This window comes from Nocardia albiluteola, assembly GCF_018860155.1.
GTDB classification, from domain to species: Bacteria; Actinomycetota; Actinomycetes; order Mycobacteriales; family Mycobacteriaceae; genus Nocardia; species Nocardia albiluteola.
Genome location: NZ_JAHKNI010000003.1, coordinates 327,248 through 346,309, shown reverse-complemented (window position 1 = coordinate 346,309; position 19,062 = coordinate 327,248). Strand labels below are relative to the sequence as shown.

Here is a 19,062-nt window from a genome sequence, read left to right as displayed (position 1 = left end):
GGCGCAAGCTCGGCCGAACTCACGACATGATCTCCTCTGCAACTTCGTCGTTTACGGGTTCGGCGGTGGCTGGGGTGCCCGGCTTGCCGGTCAGCGACAGGAATACGTCGTCGAGGCTGGGCCGGTGCACCTCGGCGTCGACCACGCAGAGACCGGCGTCGTCGAGGCGGCGCAGGGCCTCGACCATGGTGCGCGATCCGTCGCCCACCACCACCGACACCTGCTCGGTGCCCGGCTCGTGCGCGGGCTCGCCGACGCCCACCTCCGCCAGTACCTTCTTCGCCCGTTGCGGATCCTGTCCGGGGGCCAGCGTCACCGTCAGCCGGTCGCCGCCGATGGAGGTCTTCAGTTCCTCGGCGGACCCGCGGGCGATAACCCGGCCGCGATCGATCACCGTGATCCGATCGGCGAGCAGATCGGCCTCCTCGAGGTACTGGGTGGTGAGCAGGACGGTGGTGCCATCGTCGACCAGATCGCCGATCACGCCCCACATGTCCAGGCGGCCGCGGGGATCCAAACCCGTTGTCGGCTCGTCCAATACGACCACCTCGGGGCGCGCCACCAACGCGCCCGCAAGGTCCAGCCGGCGTGCCATGCCGCCGGAATACGTGCCCGCGCGCCGGCCCGCGGCGTACTCGAGCCCCAGCGCGGCGAGCAACTCCTCCGCCCGGGCCGCGGACTGCCGATGCGACAGCCCGTACAGCCGCGCGACCATCCGCAGATTCTCGAATCCGGATAGATTCGCATCGACCGCCGCGTACTGCCCGGACAGCCCGATGCGGGTGCGCGCCCGCGACGGATCGTGCAGTACGTCCACCCCCGCCACGTGCACCGTGCCCGCGGTCGGCCGCAGCAGCGTGGTCACGATGCGCACGGTCGTGGTCTTACCGGCGCCGTTCGGGCCCAGTAGCCCCATCACCGTGCCGCACGGGATCTCCATATCGATTCCGTCCAGGACGCGGACCCGGCCGTACTGCTTGACCAGCCCGGCGACCTCCACCGCCAGCGTCACCGTGTTTCCTTCCTGTCGAGGACGCGAACCCGGCCGCTGGGCCCGGCCACGCCGGCGGTCTCCAGCCGCTCCCGCAGCACCGGGCCGATCACGGCCAGCGCCTCCGGCGTCGTCATGCCCGAATGCCTGCAGCGCACTTTCTGATCGTGGATCGCGCCGGTCACGTACGGCTCCCACGCCTGCGCGCAGCGGGTCGGGTCGGCCCGGTTGATCTCGTCCTCGGCGGCGGTGAAGAAGGTCAGGTCACCGTCGAAGACGCGGGGCCGGAAGCCGTGCGCGAGCACCGCGCCGTGGGCGTAGCCGGTGTAGAGCCGTTGCAGATGTTCCACCGTCAGTGCCGCGAACGGGCCGGGCCGGTTGCGCAGCAGCTCCGCGGCATCCTGGAGGGTCAGGCGCGGATCCACCGCATTGTCTCCGCCGAGCAGGTCGCTGCCGAATTCTCCGATGATCTCGGCGACGCCGGGGATAGCGTGCTCGAGCCACTCGTCCGAGAGGCGATAGCTGTCCATCATCGCCAGCAGCGCCACCTGCTCGCCCGCCTCCTGCAGCTGCACCGCCATCTCGTGCGCGATCAGCCCGCCCAGCGACCAGCCCAGCAGATGGTACGGCCCCTCCGGCTGCACCGATTTGATCTGTGCCACATAGTTCTTCGCCGCGGCGACGAGGGTTCCGTGCTCGTCCGCGCCCGTCACGTGCGGCGCCTGCAGCCCGTACACCGGCCGATCGCCCGGCAACTGCGCCAGCAGCCCGGCATAGCACCAGGACAGCCCGATCGCCGGGTGGACGCAGAACAGCGGCGGCGGGGTGTCACCCCGCCCGGCGCCCGGCTTCCGGATCGCCAGCAGCGGTTCCAGCGCCGCGGTCAGCGCCTCCCCCGCGTCGGCGTCCAGGCGCCGCGCGATGGCCGCGGGCGTGGAGTCGCCGAACATCAGCTGCACCGGCATCTCGATGCCCGCGGAACGCAACTGCGACACCACCTTGGTGGCCAGCAGCGAATTGCCGCCGAGCTCGAAGAATCCGTCGTCTACACCCACCTGCTCGACCCCGAGGGCCTCGGCGAAGGCCGCGCACAGCGCGCGTTCGGCCGGGGTGGACGGCGCTCGGTAGTCGTGCTCGGCGCCGAACAACGGTTTCGGCAACAACCGCCGATCCAGCTTGCCGACGGGTGTGAGGGGCAGCCGGTCCAGCAGCATGATCGACTGCGGCACCATGTAATTCGGTACCAGGTCGCCCAGGTGCGCGGCCAGCTCCGCGGCGGTCGGGGTCGTGCCCTCGACCGGCTTCACATACGACACCAGCGCCGTGGCCCCGGCGGGGGTCGGCAGGCCCATCGTGCACGAGAACTCCACCGCCGCATGCCGTGCCAGCGCGGAGTCGATCTCGCCGAGCTCGATGCGGAACCCGCGGATCTTCACCTGGTGATCGCTGCGGCCCACGTACTCCAGTTCGTGCCGCCGCTCGCGCTCACACCAGCGCACCAGATCGCCCGTTCGGTACATCCGCTCACCGGGCTTGCCGAACGGGCTCGCCACGAATCGCTGCGCGGTCAGCCCGGGCCGGTGCAGATAGCCTCGGGCCAGCGCCGGCCCGGCCAGGTGCAGCTCACCGGTGACCCCGACCGGGGAGGGGTGCAGGCGCGCGTCCAGCGCGACCGCGCCCACCCCGCGGATGGGACTGCCGATCGCGATCGGCCCGCCGGGCGACAGGGACTTGGAGATGATCGTGACGATGGTGGTCTCGGTGGGGCCGTATACGTTGTAGAGCTTGCGCGAGGCCGCGTCCGCCGTCCAGCGGTTCACCAGGTCGGGCGGGAGAGCCTCGCCGCCGACCATGATGTGCCGCAGGTCGGTGTTCCCGGACGGATCCACCGTGCCCAGGGCCGAGGTGGTGATGAAGGCGTGGGTGATGCGCTCCTCGATCAGCACCCGCGCCAGCTCCGCCCCGCCGTACACCCCGGGCGGTGTGATGACCAGGGTGCCGGCGCCGCCCAGGGCCAGCAGCAGATCCAGCATCGCCGCGTCGAAACTCGGTGTGGCGAAATGCAGTACGCGGGCGCCGGGCCCGACCTCGAAGCGCTGCGCGGTCTCGGCTGCGAAGTTCGACAGGCCGCCGTGGCTGACCACCACTCCCTTTGGGGTACCGGTCGATCCGGAGGTGTAGATCACGTAGGCCGGATTGTCCATCCGCAGCTCGCGCACGCGCTCGTCCGGGGTGATCGGCGCGTCCGAGGTGTTCAGCACCCGCCGCCGGAACGAGGGCGCGTCCAGCACCGTCCAATTCGCCCCGTCCGGCATCCGTTCGCGATAGGACGCCAGCGTAATGCCCACGGCCGCACCGGAATCGATCAGCATGTGGGTGATGCGGTGCTCGGGGTAGCCGGGATCGACCGGCACGAAGGCCGCGCCCGCCTTGGCCACGGCGAGGGTCACCGCGACCGATTCCGCCGATCGCGGAATTCCCAGTGCCACCAGTGTTTCCGGTCCGACACCGGAACCGATCAGCACCCGCGCCAGCCGATTGGTCCAGCGGTCCAGGGCGTCGTAGGTGATCTGGGTGCCGCCACCGCGCAGCGCCACTGCCTTCGGATTCACGGCCACCGCCGCGGCGAACACCTCCGGGAAGGTCAGCGGCCGGCCCGGATTCGCGCCGCGGACCGGCGCCAGCGAGGACCACTCCACCGGCTCGAGCCACTCCAGATCGCCCACGGGCGTGATCGGGCTCGCCGCCGCCGCGGTCATCAGCCGCGCCAGGCGGTTGCCCAGCCGGGCCGCGGTGGGCGCGTCGAACAGGTCCCGGGCGTAGTTCACCGCGACGGCGATGCCGTTCGGGACCCGATCGCCGTCCTCGGATACAGCCCAGGATTCGGTGATCGTGAACTGCAGGTCGAACTTCGCGATGCCCGGATCGGCGCCGCACGCCTCGATGCTCAGGTCCGGCAGCTCGAGCACCCGGATGGGCTCGTTGCGCACCGACAGCATCACCTGGAACAGCGGGTGATGCGACTGCGAGCGGGCCGGATTGAGCACCTCGACCAGGCGCTCGAACGGCACGTCGGCGTGCGCGAACGCCTCCAGGTCGGTCTCGCGGACCGCGCGCACCAGTTCGGCGAACGAGGCGCCCGGATCGATCCTGTTGCGCAGCACCAGGGTTCCGACGAACATGCCGACCAGCCCGTCCAGCGCCGGATCCCCGCGCCCGGCGATCGGCGTGCCGACCGGGATGTCGTCGACGCCGGTGATCCGATGCAGCAGCGTGGCCAGCGCGGCGTGCAGCACCATGAACATGGTGACACCGTGCTGCGCGGCCAGGGCCCGCAGCTCGCGGTGGGTCAGCGCGTCGATGGTGCACTCGACCGTGCCGCCGCGGTAACTGGGCACCGGCGGGCGCGGGCGGTCCGCGGGCACGGCCAGCAGTTCCGGCAGGCCGTCCAGCGCGATGCGCCAGTAGTCCAGCTGCCGGCTGATCGTCGAGTCCGGGTCGTCCTCGCTGCCGAGCGTATCCGCCTGCCACAGCGTGTAATCCGCGTACTGAACGGGCAGCTCGGACCACTGCGGGGCCTGTCCGTCCAGGTGGGCGCTGTAGGCCACCGCAACATCCGCCGCCAGCGGCTCGAGGGACCAGCCGTCCATGGCGATGTGGTGCACCACCAGAACCAGCACGTGATCATCGCCGGCCGGAGCCTCGGCAGTCGAGGCAACGACGGCATCGGTGATCCGCAGTAGGTGGGCGCGCAGCGGAACGGTCGTCGCGAGATCGAAACCCGGTGCCGCGACGCGGTGTATCCACTCCTCGATCTCGGATTCGGCGATATCATTCGCCCCGAGCGTGATCGCCGCGGCGTCCGGCTCGAGCACCCGCTGGAACGGCACGCCCTCGAGTTCGCCGAAGACGGTGCGCAGGGTCTCGTGCCGGGACTGCACCGCGTGCAGGGCCGCGCGCAATGCGTCGACATCCAGCGCACCGCGCAGCCGCAGCGCGACCGGCACGTTGTACACCCCGTCGACCTCGCCCGCCCCGGATGCGTTGAACCGGTTCAGGAACCACAGCCTGCGCTGCGCCGCCGACAGCGGCACCCGGTGCGGCCGGCGGCGCCGTTCCAGCCGCGGCGCATCGTCGTCCGCCGGACCGCCACGGCCCTCGAGCCGCGCGGCCAATTCGGCGACCGTGGGCTCGGCGAAGACCGTGCGCACCTCCAGCCGGATCCCGGTCGCCGCTGCCAGTCGGGACACCAATTGCGTTGCCAGCAGCGAATTTCCACCGATCTCGAAGAAGCTGTCGGCGGCACCCACCGTGTCGGCGCCGATCAGTTCGGCCATCACCTCCGCGACCAGTCGTTCGGCCTCGGTCTGCGGCGCCCGCGCCACGGTCACCACCGGCTCGGGCTCCGGCAGGGCGGCGCGGTCCAGCTTGCCGACCGGGGTGAGCGGGATGCGATCGAGCACCGTCAGGCTGCTCGGAACCATGTGCGCCGGAAGACGTTCGGCGACATGGGCGCGCACCGCGGCGGTGTCCACCGCACCCTCCCTGGCGCCGGCCTCCGGTCCCGCGTGGGGCAGCACGTACGACACGATGCGCTGCGCCCCAGCGATCTCCCGAACCTCGGTGTGCGCGAAGCGGATCGCCGGATGCGCGGTGAGCGCCTCGGTGATCTCGCCCAGCTCGATCCGGAAGCCGCGCAGCTTCACCTGGTCGTCGCCGCGGCCCAGGTAGACGATCTCGCCGCGGTCGTTCCAGCGCACCACATCGCCGGTGCGGTACAGCCGCGCGCCCTCGGGCCCGAACGGATCGGCCACGAAACGGGCCGCGGTGAGCCCGAAGCGGTCGAGGTAGCCGCGCGCGACCCCCTGGCCGCCCAGGTACAGCTCGCCGGGCACCCCGACCGGCACCGGGCGCAGCCGGTCGTCGAGGATCAGCGCCCGCGCGCCCCGCACCAGCGTCCCGATGGTCACCGCCGCGCCCGGCCGCAGCGGGCCCGCAAGCGTGATGACCACCGTCGTCTCGGTCGGGCCGTAGCCGTTGAACAGCATCCGGTCCGCGCCCCAGCGCGCGACCAGTTCGGGGCCCAGCGCCTCGCCGCCGAGGGTCAGCGCGGTGAGATGCGGCAGCGGCCAGCGATCGCGATCGATGGTCGCCAGCGCCGCCGGGGTGAGGAAGGTATGGCTGATCCGTTCCCGGTCCATCAGCGCGGCCAGTTCGTCGCCGCCGTAGATATCGGGCGGGCAGATGACCATCGTGGCGCCCGCACCGATGGCCAGCAGCAGATCGTAGATCGCCGCATCGAAGCTCGGCGTCGCGAAATGCAGTGTGCGCGAACCGCGCTCGACGCACATCCGGTCGCGGATCTCGTCGCCGAGGTTGGACAGCCCGCCGTGGGTCACGGCCACGCCCTTCGGCTTTCCGGTGGACCCCGAGGTGTAGATGATGTAGGCCAGATTCGTGGTCCACACCGTGCGCACCCGGTCGGCGTCGGTGACGGTGCCGGCGTCGCTCGCCTCTATCTCGGCCAGCACGTCCTCGTCGTCCAGCAGGATCCAGTCGGTGTGGTGACCGCCGATTCCGGCCTGCCGCAACCGTTCCGCGTGCACACCGAGGGTGACACCGGCCCAGCAGCCGGAGTCGGTGAGCATGTGCCGCACTCGATCGACCGGGTAGTTCGGATCGACCGGCACGAATGCGGCACCGGTCTTGGTGACCGCCAGCATGGTCAGCACCGACTCGATCGACCGCGTCAGGCCCAGTGCCACGCGGTCGCCCGCGCCCAGGCCGCGCCGGATGAGTGTGCGCGCCAACCGGTTCGAATACTCGTCCAGCTCGGCGTAGCTGAGCTCGGTCTCACCCGAGCGCACGGCGGTGCGGTCGGGATGCAGGTGGGCGGTGGCGGTGAAATAGTTGGCCAGGCTGCACTGCGGGGTGGGCACCGGGCCGCGCGCGGGCGTCAACCGGGTCCGCTCGGATTCGGTGCGGGCGTCGATGTCGCGGATGCGGATCTGCGGATCCGCGGTGACCGCGGTCAGCACCAGCACCAGTCGCTCGGCCAGCGTCCGCACCGTGCCTTCATCGAAAAGTTCAGCGGCGTAAAGGAATTCGAAATCACCCGGGACGTCCCCGCCCAGCGCGACCCGCAGTTCCAGATCGAACTTGGCCAGCGCGATATCCAGTTCCTCCGCGTGCAGCGCCAGGCCCGGCAGCCGCAGCACGGGCACCGGCCCGTCCTGCACGGTCAGCGCGACCTGCAGCGGCGGGCGGATCCGCGCGTCCTTGCCCCGGTGCACCTCGGCCACCACCGCCTCGAATGGCAGATCAGCGTGCGCCATCGCGGCGAGCTCGCCGTCCCGGTCCGCCAGCAGTTGCTCGGCGAACGCGCGGTCCGGGTCGACATCCGAGCGCAACGCCAGGGTGTTGACGAACATGCCGACGAGTTCGTCGAGTTGGGTGTCCGTGCGGCCGGCCACCGGCGTGCCCACCACGACGTCCCGGCCGCCGGTGATCGCGCGCAGCAGCACCGCCAGGGCCGAGCGCAGCACCATGAACGCGCTCACACCGTGTGCGCGGGCCGCCTCGTCCAGGCGCCGCCGTACCTCCTCGGGCACCGCGAATCGCACCGAACCGGCGTGCTGGGACGGACTTTCCGGCCGCGGCCGGTCGTACGGCAGCGGCAGTTCCTCGGGCAGATCGGCGAGGGCATCGCGCCAGAAGCGCAACTGGGCGGCCGCGACGCTGGCCGGATCGTCCTGATCACCGATCCAATCCCGTTGCCACAGACTGAAATCCGCGTACTGCACCGGCAGCGGCGCCCAGGTCGGCGCGGCGCCGCCGCAACGGGCAGCATAGGCCACCGCGAGATCGCGGGTCAGCGGGATCAGCGACCACCCGTCCGCGGCAATGTGATGCAGCACGATGCCCAGCGCGTACCGCTCGGGGCCGGTGCGCAGCAACATCATCCGGACGGGGATCTCACGGGCCAGGTCGAATCCGCGCCGGGCCAGGTCCCGCAGCGCCAGCGCGGCGCCCTCCTCGTCGGTGGCGACGGGCTCGAGCACCGGCATGCACCGGTGCGCATCGAGCACGACCTGATAGGCCCCGCTGCGATCCTCCGGGAAGATCGTGCGCAACACCTCGTGCCGCGTGATGAGGTCCGCGATGCCCGACCGCAGCGCCGCGATGTCCGGATCGCCGTCGATTCGTATCACGAATGCGATGTTGTAGGCACTGGATTCGGGAGAATAGCGGTTGAGGAACCAGACCCGCTGCTGCGGCAGCGACAAGGGGATGCGTCCCGGACGCGGGGTGTGTGCAGCCAGCGCCGCCCGCTGCGTCCGGGGCGCTTCCGTCAGGCGTACCGCAACCCCGGCCACGGTCGGCGCCTCGAAGATCGCGCGCACCGGCAGGTCGACACCGAATTCGGCGTGCAGCGCCACGGTGAGCCGGGTAGCCAGCAGTGAGTTGCCACCGGCCTCGAAGAAGCTGTCCTCCACGCCCGGCATCGGATGCCCCAGCACCGTGCCGAAGACCTGCGCGACCTGCCGCTCCAGTGCGGTGCCCGGGGCGCGCGAGGCGCTCCCGGACGCGAAGACGGGCTCCGGCAACGCCTTTCGGTCCAGTTTGCCCGAGGGCGTCATCGGCACCTCGTCGATGACGGTGATCGCGGCCGGAACCATGTAGGCGGGCAGCTGCTGCCGAGCGGCCTCGAGCACCGCGCCGGTGTCGATCTTGCCCTCGGCGGCGAGATACGAAGCCAGGCGCTGGTTTCCGTGCTCGCCGGTGTGCACCACGGTCAGCGCGAATCGCACGCCCGGCTGCGCGCGCAGTACGTGGTCGATCTCGCGCAGTTCGATGCGGAACCCGCGGATCTTCACCTGATCGTCCGCGCGGCCCAGGAACCGAAGCTGCCCCGAGGAGTCGGCGACCACGAGATCGCCCGTGCGGTACATCCTTTCGCCGCGGCGGCCGTGCGGGTTAGCCGGGAAGCGCTGTGCGGTCATGCCCTGCCGGCCCAGATAACCGCGCGCCAGCCCCGGCCCGGAGAGGTACAGCTCCCCCGGTACCCCGGGCGGTACCGGATGCAGCCGGGCGTCCAGCACGAACAGCCGCATACCACGGATCGGCAGGCCGATCGGCACGGCGCTGCCGGCGACCATCGGGCCGGTCGCGGTCGCGGCGACGGTCGCCTCCGAGGGGCCGTACATGTTGTGCATGCGATGCGCGGCGGTCCACGTGGTGACCAGTTCCTCGGGGCACGCGTCGCCGCCGACGATAACGGCCTCGAGCTCGTCCAGGCCCTCCGGCGGCACCGTGGCCAGCGCGGCCGGGGTGATGAACGCATGGGTCACCCGCTCGGTGCGCAGCAGCCGCGCCAGTTCCGCGCCACCGTAAAGCCCCGCCGGGGCGACCACGATGGTGGCGCCCGCCGCGAAGCCCAGCAGCAGCTCCAGCACCGAGGCATCGAAGGACGGCGACGAGAAGTGCAGCGTGCGTGCGGAATCGGTGACGCCGAACAGATGCATCTGCTCGTGCGCCAGCGAGGCCAGACCGGCGTGGGTGACCACCACGGCCTTGGGCGTGCCGGTCGAGCCGGAGGTGTAGATCAGATAGGCCGGATGGCATACGCGCATCGGATAATGGCGGTCGGCGTCGGTCACCGGGGTGGACGGCCGGCGCCCGGTCTCGGCGGCCAGTTCCGGGGAGCCGACCAGCAGCCAGTCCACGTAGCGCTTGCGGTGCCGCCCCCCGCGCACCGGCCAATCCGGCAGTGCCGCATGGGATTGCGCGTCCGTCAGCCCCAGCATCGCGCCGGAGTCGATGAGCATGTGCGCGATCCGATCGGCCGGATAGCCCGGATCCACCGGCACGTAGGCGGCGCCGGTCTTGGCGACGGCCCACACCGCGGTGATCGAGTCCAGCCCGCGCGGCAGCGCCACCGCGACGACCACCTCGGGCCCCGCGCCGTGCCCGATCAGCACGCGCGCGAGCCGGTTCGAGGCCTCGTCGAGCTCGCGGTAGGTGGTGTCGTGGCCGAGGTAGCGCACCGCGACCGCCTCGGGCAGCCGCTCCGCGGTCTCGGTCAGCAGGCGCGCGAGGGTGATCGCCGGTTCGCCCGGGGCCCCCGTGATCGGCACCAGCCTGCCGGTCTCGCGGGCATCCAGGATGCTCAGGTCGCCGACGGGCACGCTCGGCGCGGCCGCCGCGGCGGTGACCAGCCGCACGAAGCGCTGCGCGATGGCCGTTACCGTCGCCTCGTCGAAAACATCCGTCGCGTAACCGAATTCGGCCGCCAGCGGGCCGTCGGTGGCGTCGTCGGCCTCCTGCACGGTCAGCTGCAGATCGAACTTGGCGATGCCCGTGTCCATCGGCGCCACCCGAGCCTCGGTGCCGGGCACGGTGATTCGCAACTCGGGGGTGTTCTCGTAGGACAGCATCACCTGGAACAGCGGATGCCGCCCGGCGTCGCGCGTGGGATTGACCGCCTCGACCAGGCGCTCGAACGGCACATCGGCATTGGCGAAGGCGTCCAGGTCGGTCTCGCGCACCCGGTCGAGCAGCGCGGCGAATCCGGCGGCCGGATCGACCTCGGTGCGCAGCACCAGCGTATTGACGAACATGCCGACCAGATCGTCCAGAGCCGGATCCGACCGTCCGGCGATCGGGGTGCCGATCGCGATGTCGGTGGTGTTGCACAACCGCGACAGCAGCACCACCAGGCACGCATGCAGCACCATGAAGGTGCTCACGCCGCGCTCGGCCGCCAGCGCGGCCACCGCGCGACGGGTGGCGGCCGGGATCGTGAAGCCCACGCGGGCGCCCTCGGCAGCGCGCTGCAGCGGGCGCGGGCGATCCAGCGGCAGATCCAGCTGATCGGGCAGATCGGCCAGCGCAGCGCGCCAGTAGCTCAGTTGCTGCCCCAGCGCGCTGGCCGGATCGTCCTCGTCGCCCAGCAGTTCGCGCTGCCAGAGCGCGAAATCGGCGTACTGCACCGGCAGCGGGGCCCATCGCGGCGCCTGTCCGGCGGCACGCGCGGCAATCGCGGTCATCAGGTCGCGGGCCAGCGGCGCGATCGACCAGCCGTCGCCGCAGATGTGGTGCAGCACAACGAGAAAGACATAGCTGTCCGGACCGGTAGCGTACAGCGCGACCCGGATCGGCGCCTGGGTGCGCAGGTCGAAACCGTATCCGGCGTACTCGGCGGCCAGCGCCATCGCATCGGCGCCGGTGGCGTCGATGGGATCGGTGCTCAGCGGGATCTCCGCGGCCGGATGCACCACCTGCGTCGGCCCCTCGACCGAATCCGGGAAGGTGGTGCGCAAGCTCTCGTGCCGCTCGAGCACGTCCAGCAGCCCGGCGCGCAGCACCTGGGGATCCACCGTGCCGGTCAGCTCGACGGCCAGCGGCATGTTGTATGCGCCGGCGTGTTCGGCGAACCGGTTCAGGATCCACAGCCGCTGCTGTGCCAGCGACAGCGGAATGCGGTCCGGCCGCGGTCCGGCAACAAGTTTGGGCTGATCGGAGACGGCGTACCGAGAATCCAGACGAGTGGCGAGAGTGGCCACCGTGGCGGACTCGAACAGATCCCGGATGGACAGATCCGTGCCCAGCGAGCCGTTGATCCGTGCGACCGCCCTGGCCGCGGACAACGAGTTGCCCCCCAGGTCGAAGAAGCTCTCCTCCACGCCGATCTCGGTGTGGCCCAGGACCTCGATGAAGATCGCGGCCAGGCCGCGTTCCACCTCGGTGCGTGGCGCGGTGAGCGGCTGCCCGGAACGGTACGCACCGGCGGCGGGGGCGGGCAGGGCGCGGCGGTCGACCTTACCGTTGGAGCTCAGCGGTAGTTCGTCGAGCACGATCAGGTGCGCGGGGACCATATACCCGGGCAGGCTGTGGCGCAGTCCGTCGGCCACCTCCGCGGCGTCCAGCTCGGCGCCCGGGGTCGCCACCAGGTATCCGACGAGCTCATCGCCGCCGTGCGTGCTGTGCGCGACGCAGACCGCCCGTGCCACGCGCGGCTGCGCCAGCAGCGCCGCCTCGATCTCGCCGAGCTCGATGCGCAACCCTCGGATCTTCACCTGAAAGTCGCTGCGGCCCAGGTATTCCAGCACACCGGCGGCGGATGCGCGCCAGCGGACCAGATCTCCGGTGCGGTACATGCGGGCGCCGGGCGCGAACGGGCTGGCCACGAACCGGTCCGCACTCAGCCCCGCGCGGCCCAGATATCCGCGCGCCAGCTGCACACCCGCCAGATACAGCTCGCCCACCACACCGGGCGGGGCCGGACACAGGCGCTCATCGAGCACGTACACCTGGGTGTTCCAGATCGGCGCGCCGATCGGCACGGTGTCCTGTCCCGGGGCGCAGCGCCAGGACGTGACGTCGACCGCGGCCTCGGTGGGACCGTACAGGTTGTGCAACTCCACCGTCGAATGCGCAAGGGCGGCGTGGAATTCGCGTACCGTGGCGGCGGGCAGCGCCTCGCCGCTGCAGAACACCCGGCGCAGGCTCGTGCAGCCCCGGATATCGGTGTCGGTGACGAACACCGACAGCATCGACGGGACGAAATGCACCGTGGTGACCCCCTTCTCGGCGATCACCGCGGCGAGATAGGAGGGATCGCGATGGCCCTCGGGGGCGGCGACCACCAGCCGGGCCCCGATCTGCAAGGGCCAGAAGAACTCCCACACCGATACGTCGAAGGTGGCGGGGGTCTTCTGCAGTACCACATCACCCTCGTCGAGCGGATATTCGTGCTGCATCCAGCACAGCCGGTTCACGATCGCCGCATGCGAGACCCCGACGCCCTTGGGGCGGCCGGTGGAACCCGAGGTGAAGATCACGTACGCCAGATGATCCGGGCGCAGCGCGGCGCGGCGCTCGGCATCGGCGATCGGGCCGCCGCCGAAGCCGGACAGCTCGGCGGTATCGATGTCCATGCGCGCGGTGGCGGCGGGCAGCTCGATGTCCTCGTCATGCAGGGTCAGCACGCACAGGGGCCGCGCCTGCTCGAGAATGTGCGCCGTCCGCTCGACGGGATGGTCCGGATCGATCGGCAGGTACGCCGCGCCCGCCTGCACGATCGCATACATGCCGATCAGCAGCTCCAGCCCGCGGCGCAGCGCCAGCCCCACGACCGAATCCGGTCCGGCACCGCGCGCGATCAGCGCCCGGGCCAGGCGATTGGCACGCTCGGACAGCTCGGCGTATGTCATTGTCTCGTCGCCGAATTCGAGCGCGATCGCCTGCGGGGACGCCGCGGCCCGCGCGGCGAACAGGCCCGCGAGCGTGCCCTGCCGGCGACCGGCATACGTCGCATTCCAGCGCCGCACCACCAGATCGCGTTCGGCGTCGGTGGTGACCGGCACCGCCGCGACGGCCGCGTCCGGTCCGGCGGTCAGGAACCGCGCCAGAAAGTCCACGTACCGGCCGTGATGGACGGACAGCTCGGGCGTGTCGTAGAGGTTGGGATTGCCCTCGAAATCGACGTGGATGCGGTTTCCGGCGCCGTTGTAGAGATTGATCGACAGATCCTCCACCGGACCGGTGGACAGCACGTTGAGCGAGCCGACGAGGCTGCCGAAGTGCAGCTCGCTGTGGAACAGCATGATGTTGACCATCGGCCCGAAGAATCCGCGCGAATCCCGGGAATACCCGCAATCGCGCCGGATGTCGTCGCAGCGGTAGCGCTGATGCCGCAGCGCGCCGGTGATCTGCAGCTCGGTCGCCTTCACCACATCGCGCAGCGTGGTCGCGGCGTCGAAACGCAGCCGGATCGGCACCACGTTGGACACCACGCCCGCCGAGCGCCGCAGCGCGACCGTCGTGCGCGCGGAGACCGGCAGGCTCAGCACCACGTCCTGGTTGCCGGTGACGGCGCGGACGTAGCAGGCCAGCGCCGCCACGAACAGCGTCGAGTTCTGGGTGTCGAAAACACCTGCGGCATTGGCCAATTCAGCCTCGACCTCGGGACCGAGCACCGCGGCCGCGTGGGTGCGGCCCGCATCGGAGTCCGCGGCCATCGCGACGGTGGACAGGCTCATGACCTCCCCGACGCCGGCCAGCTGCTCGAGCCAGTACTCCCGATCGGAGCGGAAGCGGCTGGAATCACGGTAACTCGACTCCCCCGCGTAGATCTCGGCCAGCGGCGTCGCGCGCGAGGCGACCGGTTCGGTGTGGTTCTCCAGGGCGGTATATATCTCAGCGGTGCGGGTGAGCGCGTTCATCGCGCCGTAGCCGTCGATGACGATGTGATGACCGCGGCAGTACCAGATGTAGTCGCGATCGCCGGTGCGCAACACGGCATTGATCGTCAGGGGGTCGCGCTCGAGATCGATCGGGCTGCTGGCATGCGCGTTCATCCAGCGCAGTGCCGCCGCGCGGGGATCGGCCTCGTGCCGCAGATCCACCCGTGCCCAGCCCGGACGACGGGTGGGATCCACCACCTGGTGCGGGATGCCATCGATCTCCAGTATCCGCACGTGGCCGACCTGAGCCTCGGCGCCGAACCGCTCGATCGCGTAGAGCAGGCGACCCGCATCCAGGTCACCGTGTATCTCGACGTACTGGGCAATAGTGAGCGGAACATCGGGGCGGATCCGCTGGGCATACCAGAGGGCGACCTGCGCGGGAGACAGAGCGAACGGTTGTGCTGAGAATTCGCCAGAAGAGCATTGGTCTACGCGATCGGTGGCCAATGAACTCATCAATCACTCCGTTCTGCCGCTGGTTACGCATAGCGCCGAGCACCGCCACCGCAGGCGCGCAGGCGCCAGCCGTGGGACGTGATCCACGCCCTATGATTCGGAGCATCGGGACGAGCGGATCGGTAGCGATCTCGGAATGTTTCACTTCGAACCACGTTGCCGGAGTGCAGCTTAGCAAGCTAACTCTCCGCAAACTCCATTATTAAACCGAAATTCGCACGAAAAACGGGTACTTCAGACAGCCAGAATTGAAACAGGGGCACCTCGCTACAACCCCGCGAACATGTTGTCGCTACGCCGGCCTACGCGCCCTCAACGCGCCGGTCCGATCGTGCGCAGTGTGTTCGAAACCTGGGAGACCGCGTTCGCCGCTATCGATTCGCCCGCGCGGCGATGGGCTGGCAGTCCACCGTCTGCGGCGGCAGCGAGGTTCGCCGCCGAATAGCCGAAGCCACAACAGCGATCGCGGACACAATACACAGCATCCATTCCGGCCACGGGCCCGAGGCAGTCGCGGGTGTCGTGGTGTGGCGTAGCGGCAGGCTCGCCTCGAGCCAGGCAGGGACGAATTTGCTCGTCTGCGCCCGCACCGAGCCGTCGGCGGTGATGATCGCGCTGACCCCGGTGGTGGCGGCGACGACCACCGCGCGGCCGTGCTCGACCGCCCGGATCCGCGACATGGCCAGCTGCTGGTACGTCATCTCGCTGTCGCCGAAGGTGGCGTTGTTGGTCGGAACGGTCAGCAGCTGCGCACCGGCGTGCATCGAATCCTCGAAGGCGCGATCGAAGGCGACCTCGTAGCAGGTCGCCACGCCGATCGCCACCGGCGGACCACCGCGGCCCGGCTCGGCGTGCACGACGCCGTTGCCGTGACCGGGGACGAAGTAGCCCGCCTTGTCGGCGTACTTCGAGAAGTGCTTGAAGAAACTGCGATAGGGCAGGTACTCGCCGAAGGGCTGGATGATCTTCTTGTCGTGCCGCTCCCCCGGCCCGTCCGCGCCGTTCCAGACGAGCACCGAATTGGTGGTCGTATCGTCGTCGTTGAGCAGCACCGCACCGACCAGGATCGGGGCGTGGATCCGCTGGGAGACCGCGGTGATCTCGGCGGACGCGTCGTCGTTGCGCAGCGGATCGATATCCGAGGAGTTCTCCGGCCAGATCACCACGTCCGGCTGCGGAGCCCGCCCCGCCGCGACGGCATCCGCCAGTGCGGCGGTCTCGCGGACGTGATTGTCCAGCACCGCCCGGCGCTGGGCATTGAAGTCCAGTCCCAGGCGCGGCACGCTGCCCTGGATCGCGGCCACCGTGATCGACCGGTCGCCCGCGTCCGGGGCGGGCAGCGCGGCCCGCAGGAGCAGCCCGGCGACGGGCAGGACGACCACACCCGCCGCGGCGGCGCCGATCGCCCTGCGCCGACCGGCGGTTCGGACCGCGCTCGGCAGCACGGTCTCCGAGCGCCCCGCGCCGCCTCGCGCGCCGCGCACCGCAATCACCAAGGCCGCTATCGCCGTTCCGGTCAGCGCCACGGCAAAGCTCACTCCGGGCGCGCCGCCGAGCCACGCCAGCGGCAGATACCACCCGTCACCCTGCCCGAACGCCAGCCGCCCCCACGGGAACCCACCGAACGGAAAGCTCGACCTCCCCCATTCGGTCAGCGACCACACCGCCGCCACCCACAGCGGCCACCCCGGCAGCGCACCCACCAGCCGCGCCAGCAACCCGAACAACCCCACATAGATCGCACACGCCAGCGACAACGCCAGCCACGGCACCGGCCCCACATAGATCCCGGTCCACGGCAACAGTGGCAGGAAAAACGCCAGCCCCGCCAGCAGTCCGTACCCGAACCCCCCGCGCAGCCGCCCGCTCCCGCGCACCACCAGGGTCAACACCGCAATCCCGAGCGGCGCGAGATACCAGCAGGTCCGCGGCGGAAAACTCGCATAAATGAGCAGCCCCGCGACAATCGCCCCCACCAGCCGCACCAGCCCCGGGTGCCGCGTCACCCACGCCCGAGCCCGCCCGGCCACACCGCCATCCCCGGCCGCCGCTGCGTTTGCACCGGGCCGCTCAGCCCCGGACTCCCCCAGCGCAGCATCACCATGCCCGGTATTGCGCGATGCAGCACCGTTCTCCGACGCGACGCCGTCGCCCTGCTGGCCGCTGCCTCGCACAACGTTTCCCTGCACGACACCGTCGTCACCCACAGCCGCATCCCCTGGCTTCACAATCGTCTCCAGCTCAGCCGCATCGGCTCGGACAGTGACATCCTCACGCACGACCGCATAATCTCGCGCGACCGCATCCTCACGCACGACCGCATCCTCACGCGCGGCGGAATCCAGCTGTGCAGTGACATCGCCACGCACAGCGACATCCTCGCGCGCAGCATCGCCTCGCCCGGCGGCATCGTGCCCTGCGGCGGCATCGCCTTGCGGGGCATCATCGCCCTGCGCGCGATTCTCTCGTGCAGCGGCATCACCTGGAGCGACAGCATCCTCACGCGCGGCGTTACCGTCACACGTGGCGTCTGCCGGTTCGGCCGGGTTACTCGTCATGGCCGCCGCTCCATTTCACCGCGCGTTGTCTTCACTCTGTTGCCGGACCGAATGCCTCTCGGCACCAACCCGATTCGGGAGGCACCGTGGTCGGTACACACTGTGCGGGTCCATGGTCTTGCCGTGACTACACCGCATGGATGGTGGTCCCCCGGTGCACGGTACGCAGGCAGCGCGGTAGGGGTGCGCCCGGGTCGAGCGGGGGCAGGCCGGGGACGCGGGAGCGGGGGTCGGTGGACCAGCGCTGCACTGTGTCCGAGGCCGCGGCCACCACAAGGTCCGCGGCGTCCCAGACGGCGTAGGAGGCCGGTGCGCCGGGCACGAGGGTGCCGGCCACGCCGTCGCGCACACCCCCGGCCCGCCACGCGCCGCGGGTGGCGGCGGCGAAGGCGGCGCGGGGGGAGATCTGATGTCCCGGCGTGCGATGGTGTGCGGCCGCGCGGACGGCGGCCCACGGTTCCAGCGCCGTGACCGGGGCATCCGAGCCGATGGCCAATCCGATTCCGGCGGCGGCCATGGCGGAGAACGGATTCAGGGCCGCGGCGCGCTCGGCGCCCAGCCGCGCGGCATACATGCCGTCCGGGCCGCCCCACACGGCGTCGAAGCCGGGCTGCACACTCGCCAGGACCCCGTACCGGGCGAAGACGGCGATGGCGTCGGCATCGAGCAGCTCGGCATGTTCGATTCGATGTCCGCGCGCGGCCACGGCCGGTCCGCCGAGCTCGGCCGCGACCCGCGAGACACCCTCGGCTACCGCCGATACCGCGGCATCGCCGATAGCGTGGAATCCGGCCTGGATCCCCGCCTCGGTGCACGCCCGCAGATGCGCGGTGATGGCATCGACGTCGAGATAGGACGTGCCGGTACCCGCACCGTCCGCATACGGCTCCCGCAACCACGCGGTGTGCGAACCCAGGGAGCCGTCGACGAACAGGTCACCCGCCAGGCCGTGCACGCCGAGTTCCTTCGCCAGCGTGCGGGCCTCGTCGGCGGTGCGCACCGCCACACCCCAGTACGCGCGGACCTCCACGCCGTGCTCGAAGTCCAGCAGTTCGGCGAGGTCGGCCCGGCCCGAAATCTCCGGCCCGGCGCATTCGTGCACGGCGACGATGCCCCGGGCGGCCGCGTGATCGAGGGCGGCGCGGCGGGCACGATCACGCTGGGCTCGGTCCAGCCGATCCAGCACCGCCGTGCGCGCGAGGTGATGTGCCTGCGCGCGCAGCGGTTCCCCGCGGGTGTAGCCCTCGGCGGCAACGATATTCGGCACCGCATCCAGCACCGCGGTCGACACCACCGCCGAATGTGCGTCCACCCGAACGAGATACGCCGACCGCCCCGGCCCGGCCGCGGCGTCCACCTGCTCCGGTGACGGCGGCCGCCCCTCGGCCCACCGCGTCTCGTCCCAGCCCTCGCCGATGATCACCCCGTCCGGGTGCGCCCGCGCATACTCCCCGACCAGCGACAGGCACTCCGCCAGCGACCCCGCCCCCGACAGATCCAGTCCCGTCAGCTGCAGCCCCAGCGCCGTGACGTGCACGTGCGGATCCACGAACCCGGGCGCCACGAAAGCCCCGTCCAGATCGATGATCTCCGCATCCGGATACAGCGCCCGCCCCGGCCGCTCGGCCCCGAGCCACACCACGGTCCCGCCCGTCACCGCCATCGAGGTGGCATCGGGCGAACTCGGACTGTGGATGCGACCGCCGATCAGCAACTGGGTACTCACGACACCCCAGTCTGCCGGAGCCGCCGGCCCCGCTCGCCGCCGCCCCGTCCACGATGACCGCCTCCGGTCTCCGCATCCGCA

General features: G+C 70.8%; 4 protein-coding genes. All 4 read right to left on the bottom strand.

The window, feature by feature from the left end; all coding sequences use genetic code 11:
* Positions 1 to 19: 19 nt before the first annotated feature.
* Positions 20 to 1,012 (bottom strand): ATP-binding cassette domain-containing protein, encoded by a 993-nt coding sequence (locus KO481_RS11250; RefSeq protein ID WP_215916991.1) that lies wholly within the window; start codon positions 1,010 to 1,012, stop codon positions 20 to 22.
* On the bottom strand, positions 1,009 to 14,697 hold the full coding sequence (locus KO481_RS11245; protein ID WP_215916990.1) for a non-ribosomal peptide synthetase: 13,689 nt from the start codon (positions 14,695 to 14,697) through the stop codon (positions 1,009 to 1,011). The genes KO481_RS11250 and KO481_RS11245 overlap by 4 nt, the downstream gene beginning before the upstream one ends.
* A gap of 371 nt (positions 14,698 to 15,068) precedes the next feature.
* Positions 15,069 to 16,727 (bottom strand): apolipoprotein N-acyltransferase, encoded by a 1,659-nt coding sequence (gene lnt, locus KO481_RS11240; protein WP_308166577.1) that lies wholly within the window; start codon positions 16,725 to 16,727, stop codon positions 15,069 to 15,071.
* A 655-nt stretch (positions 16,728 to 17,382) separates the two neighbouring features.
* Positions 17,383 to 18,981: an amidohydrolase gene (locus KO481_RS11235; RefSeq protein WP_215916988.1), complete on the bottom strand. Its 1,599-nt coding sequence runs from the start codon at positions 18,979 to 18,981 to the stop codon at positions 17,383 to 17,385.
* Positions 18,982 to 19,062 lie beyond the last annotated feature (81 nt).

What these genes read in the sequence shown, in the direction of transcription:
- KO481_RS11245 (WP_215916990.1), bottom strand. Translation starts at nt 14,697, where the DNA reads ATGAGTTCATTGGCCACCGATCGCGTAGACCAATGCTCTTCTGGCGAA.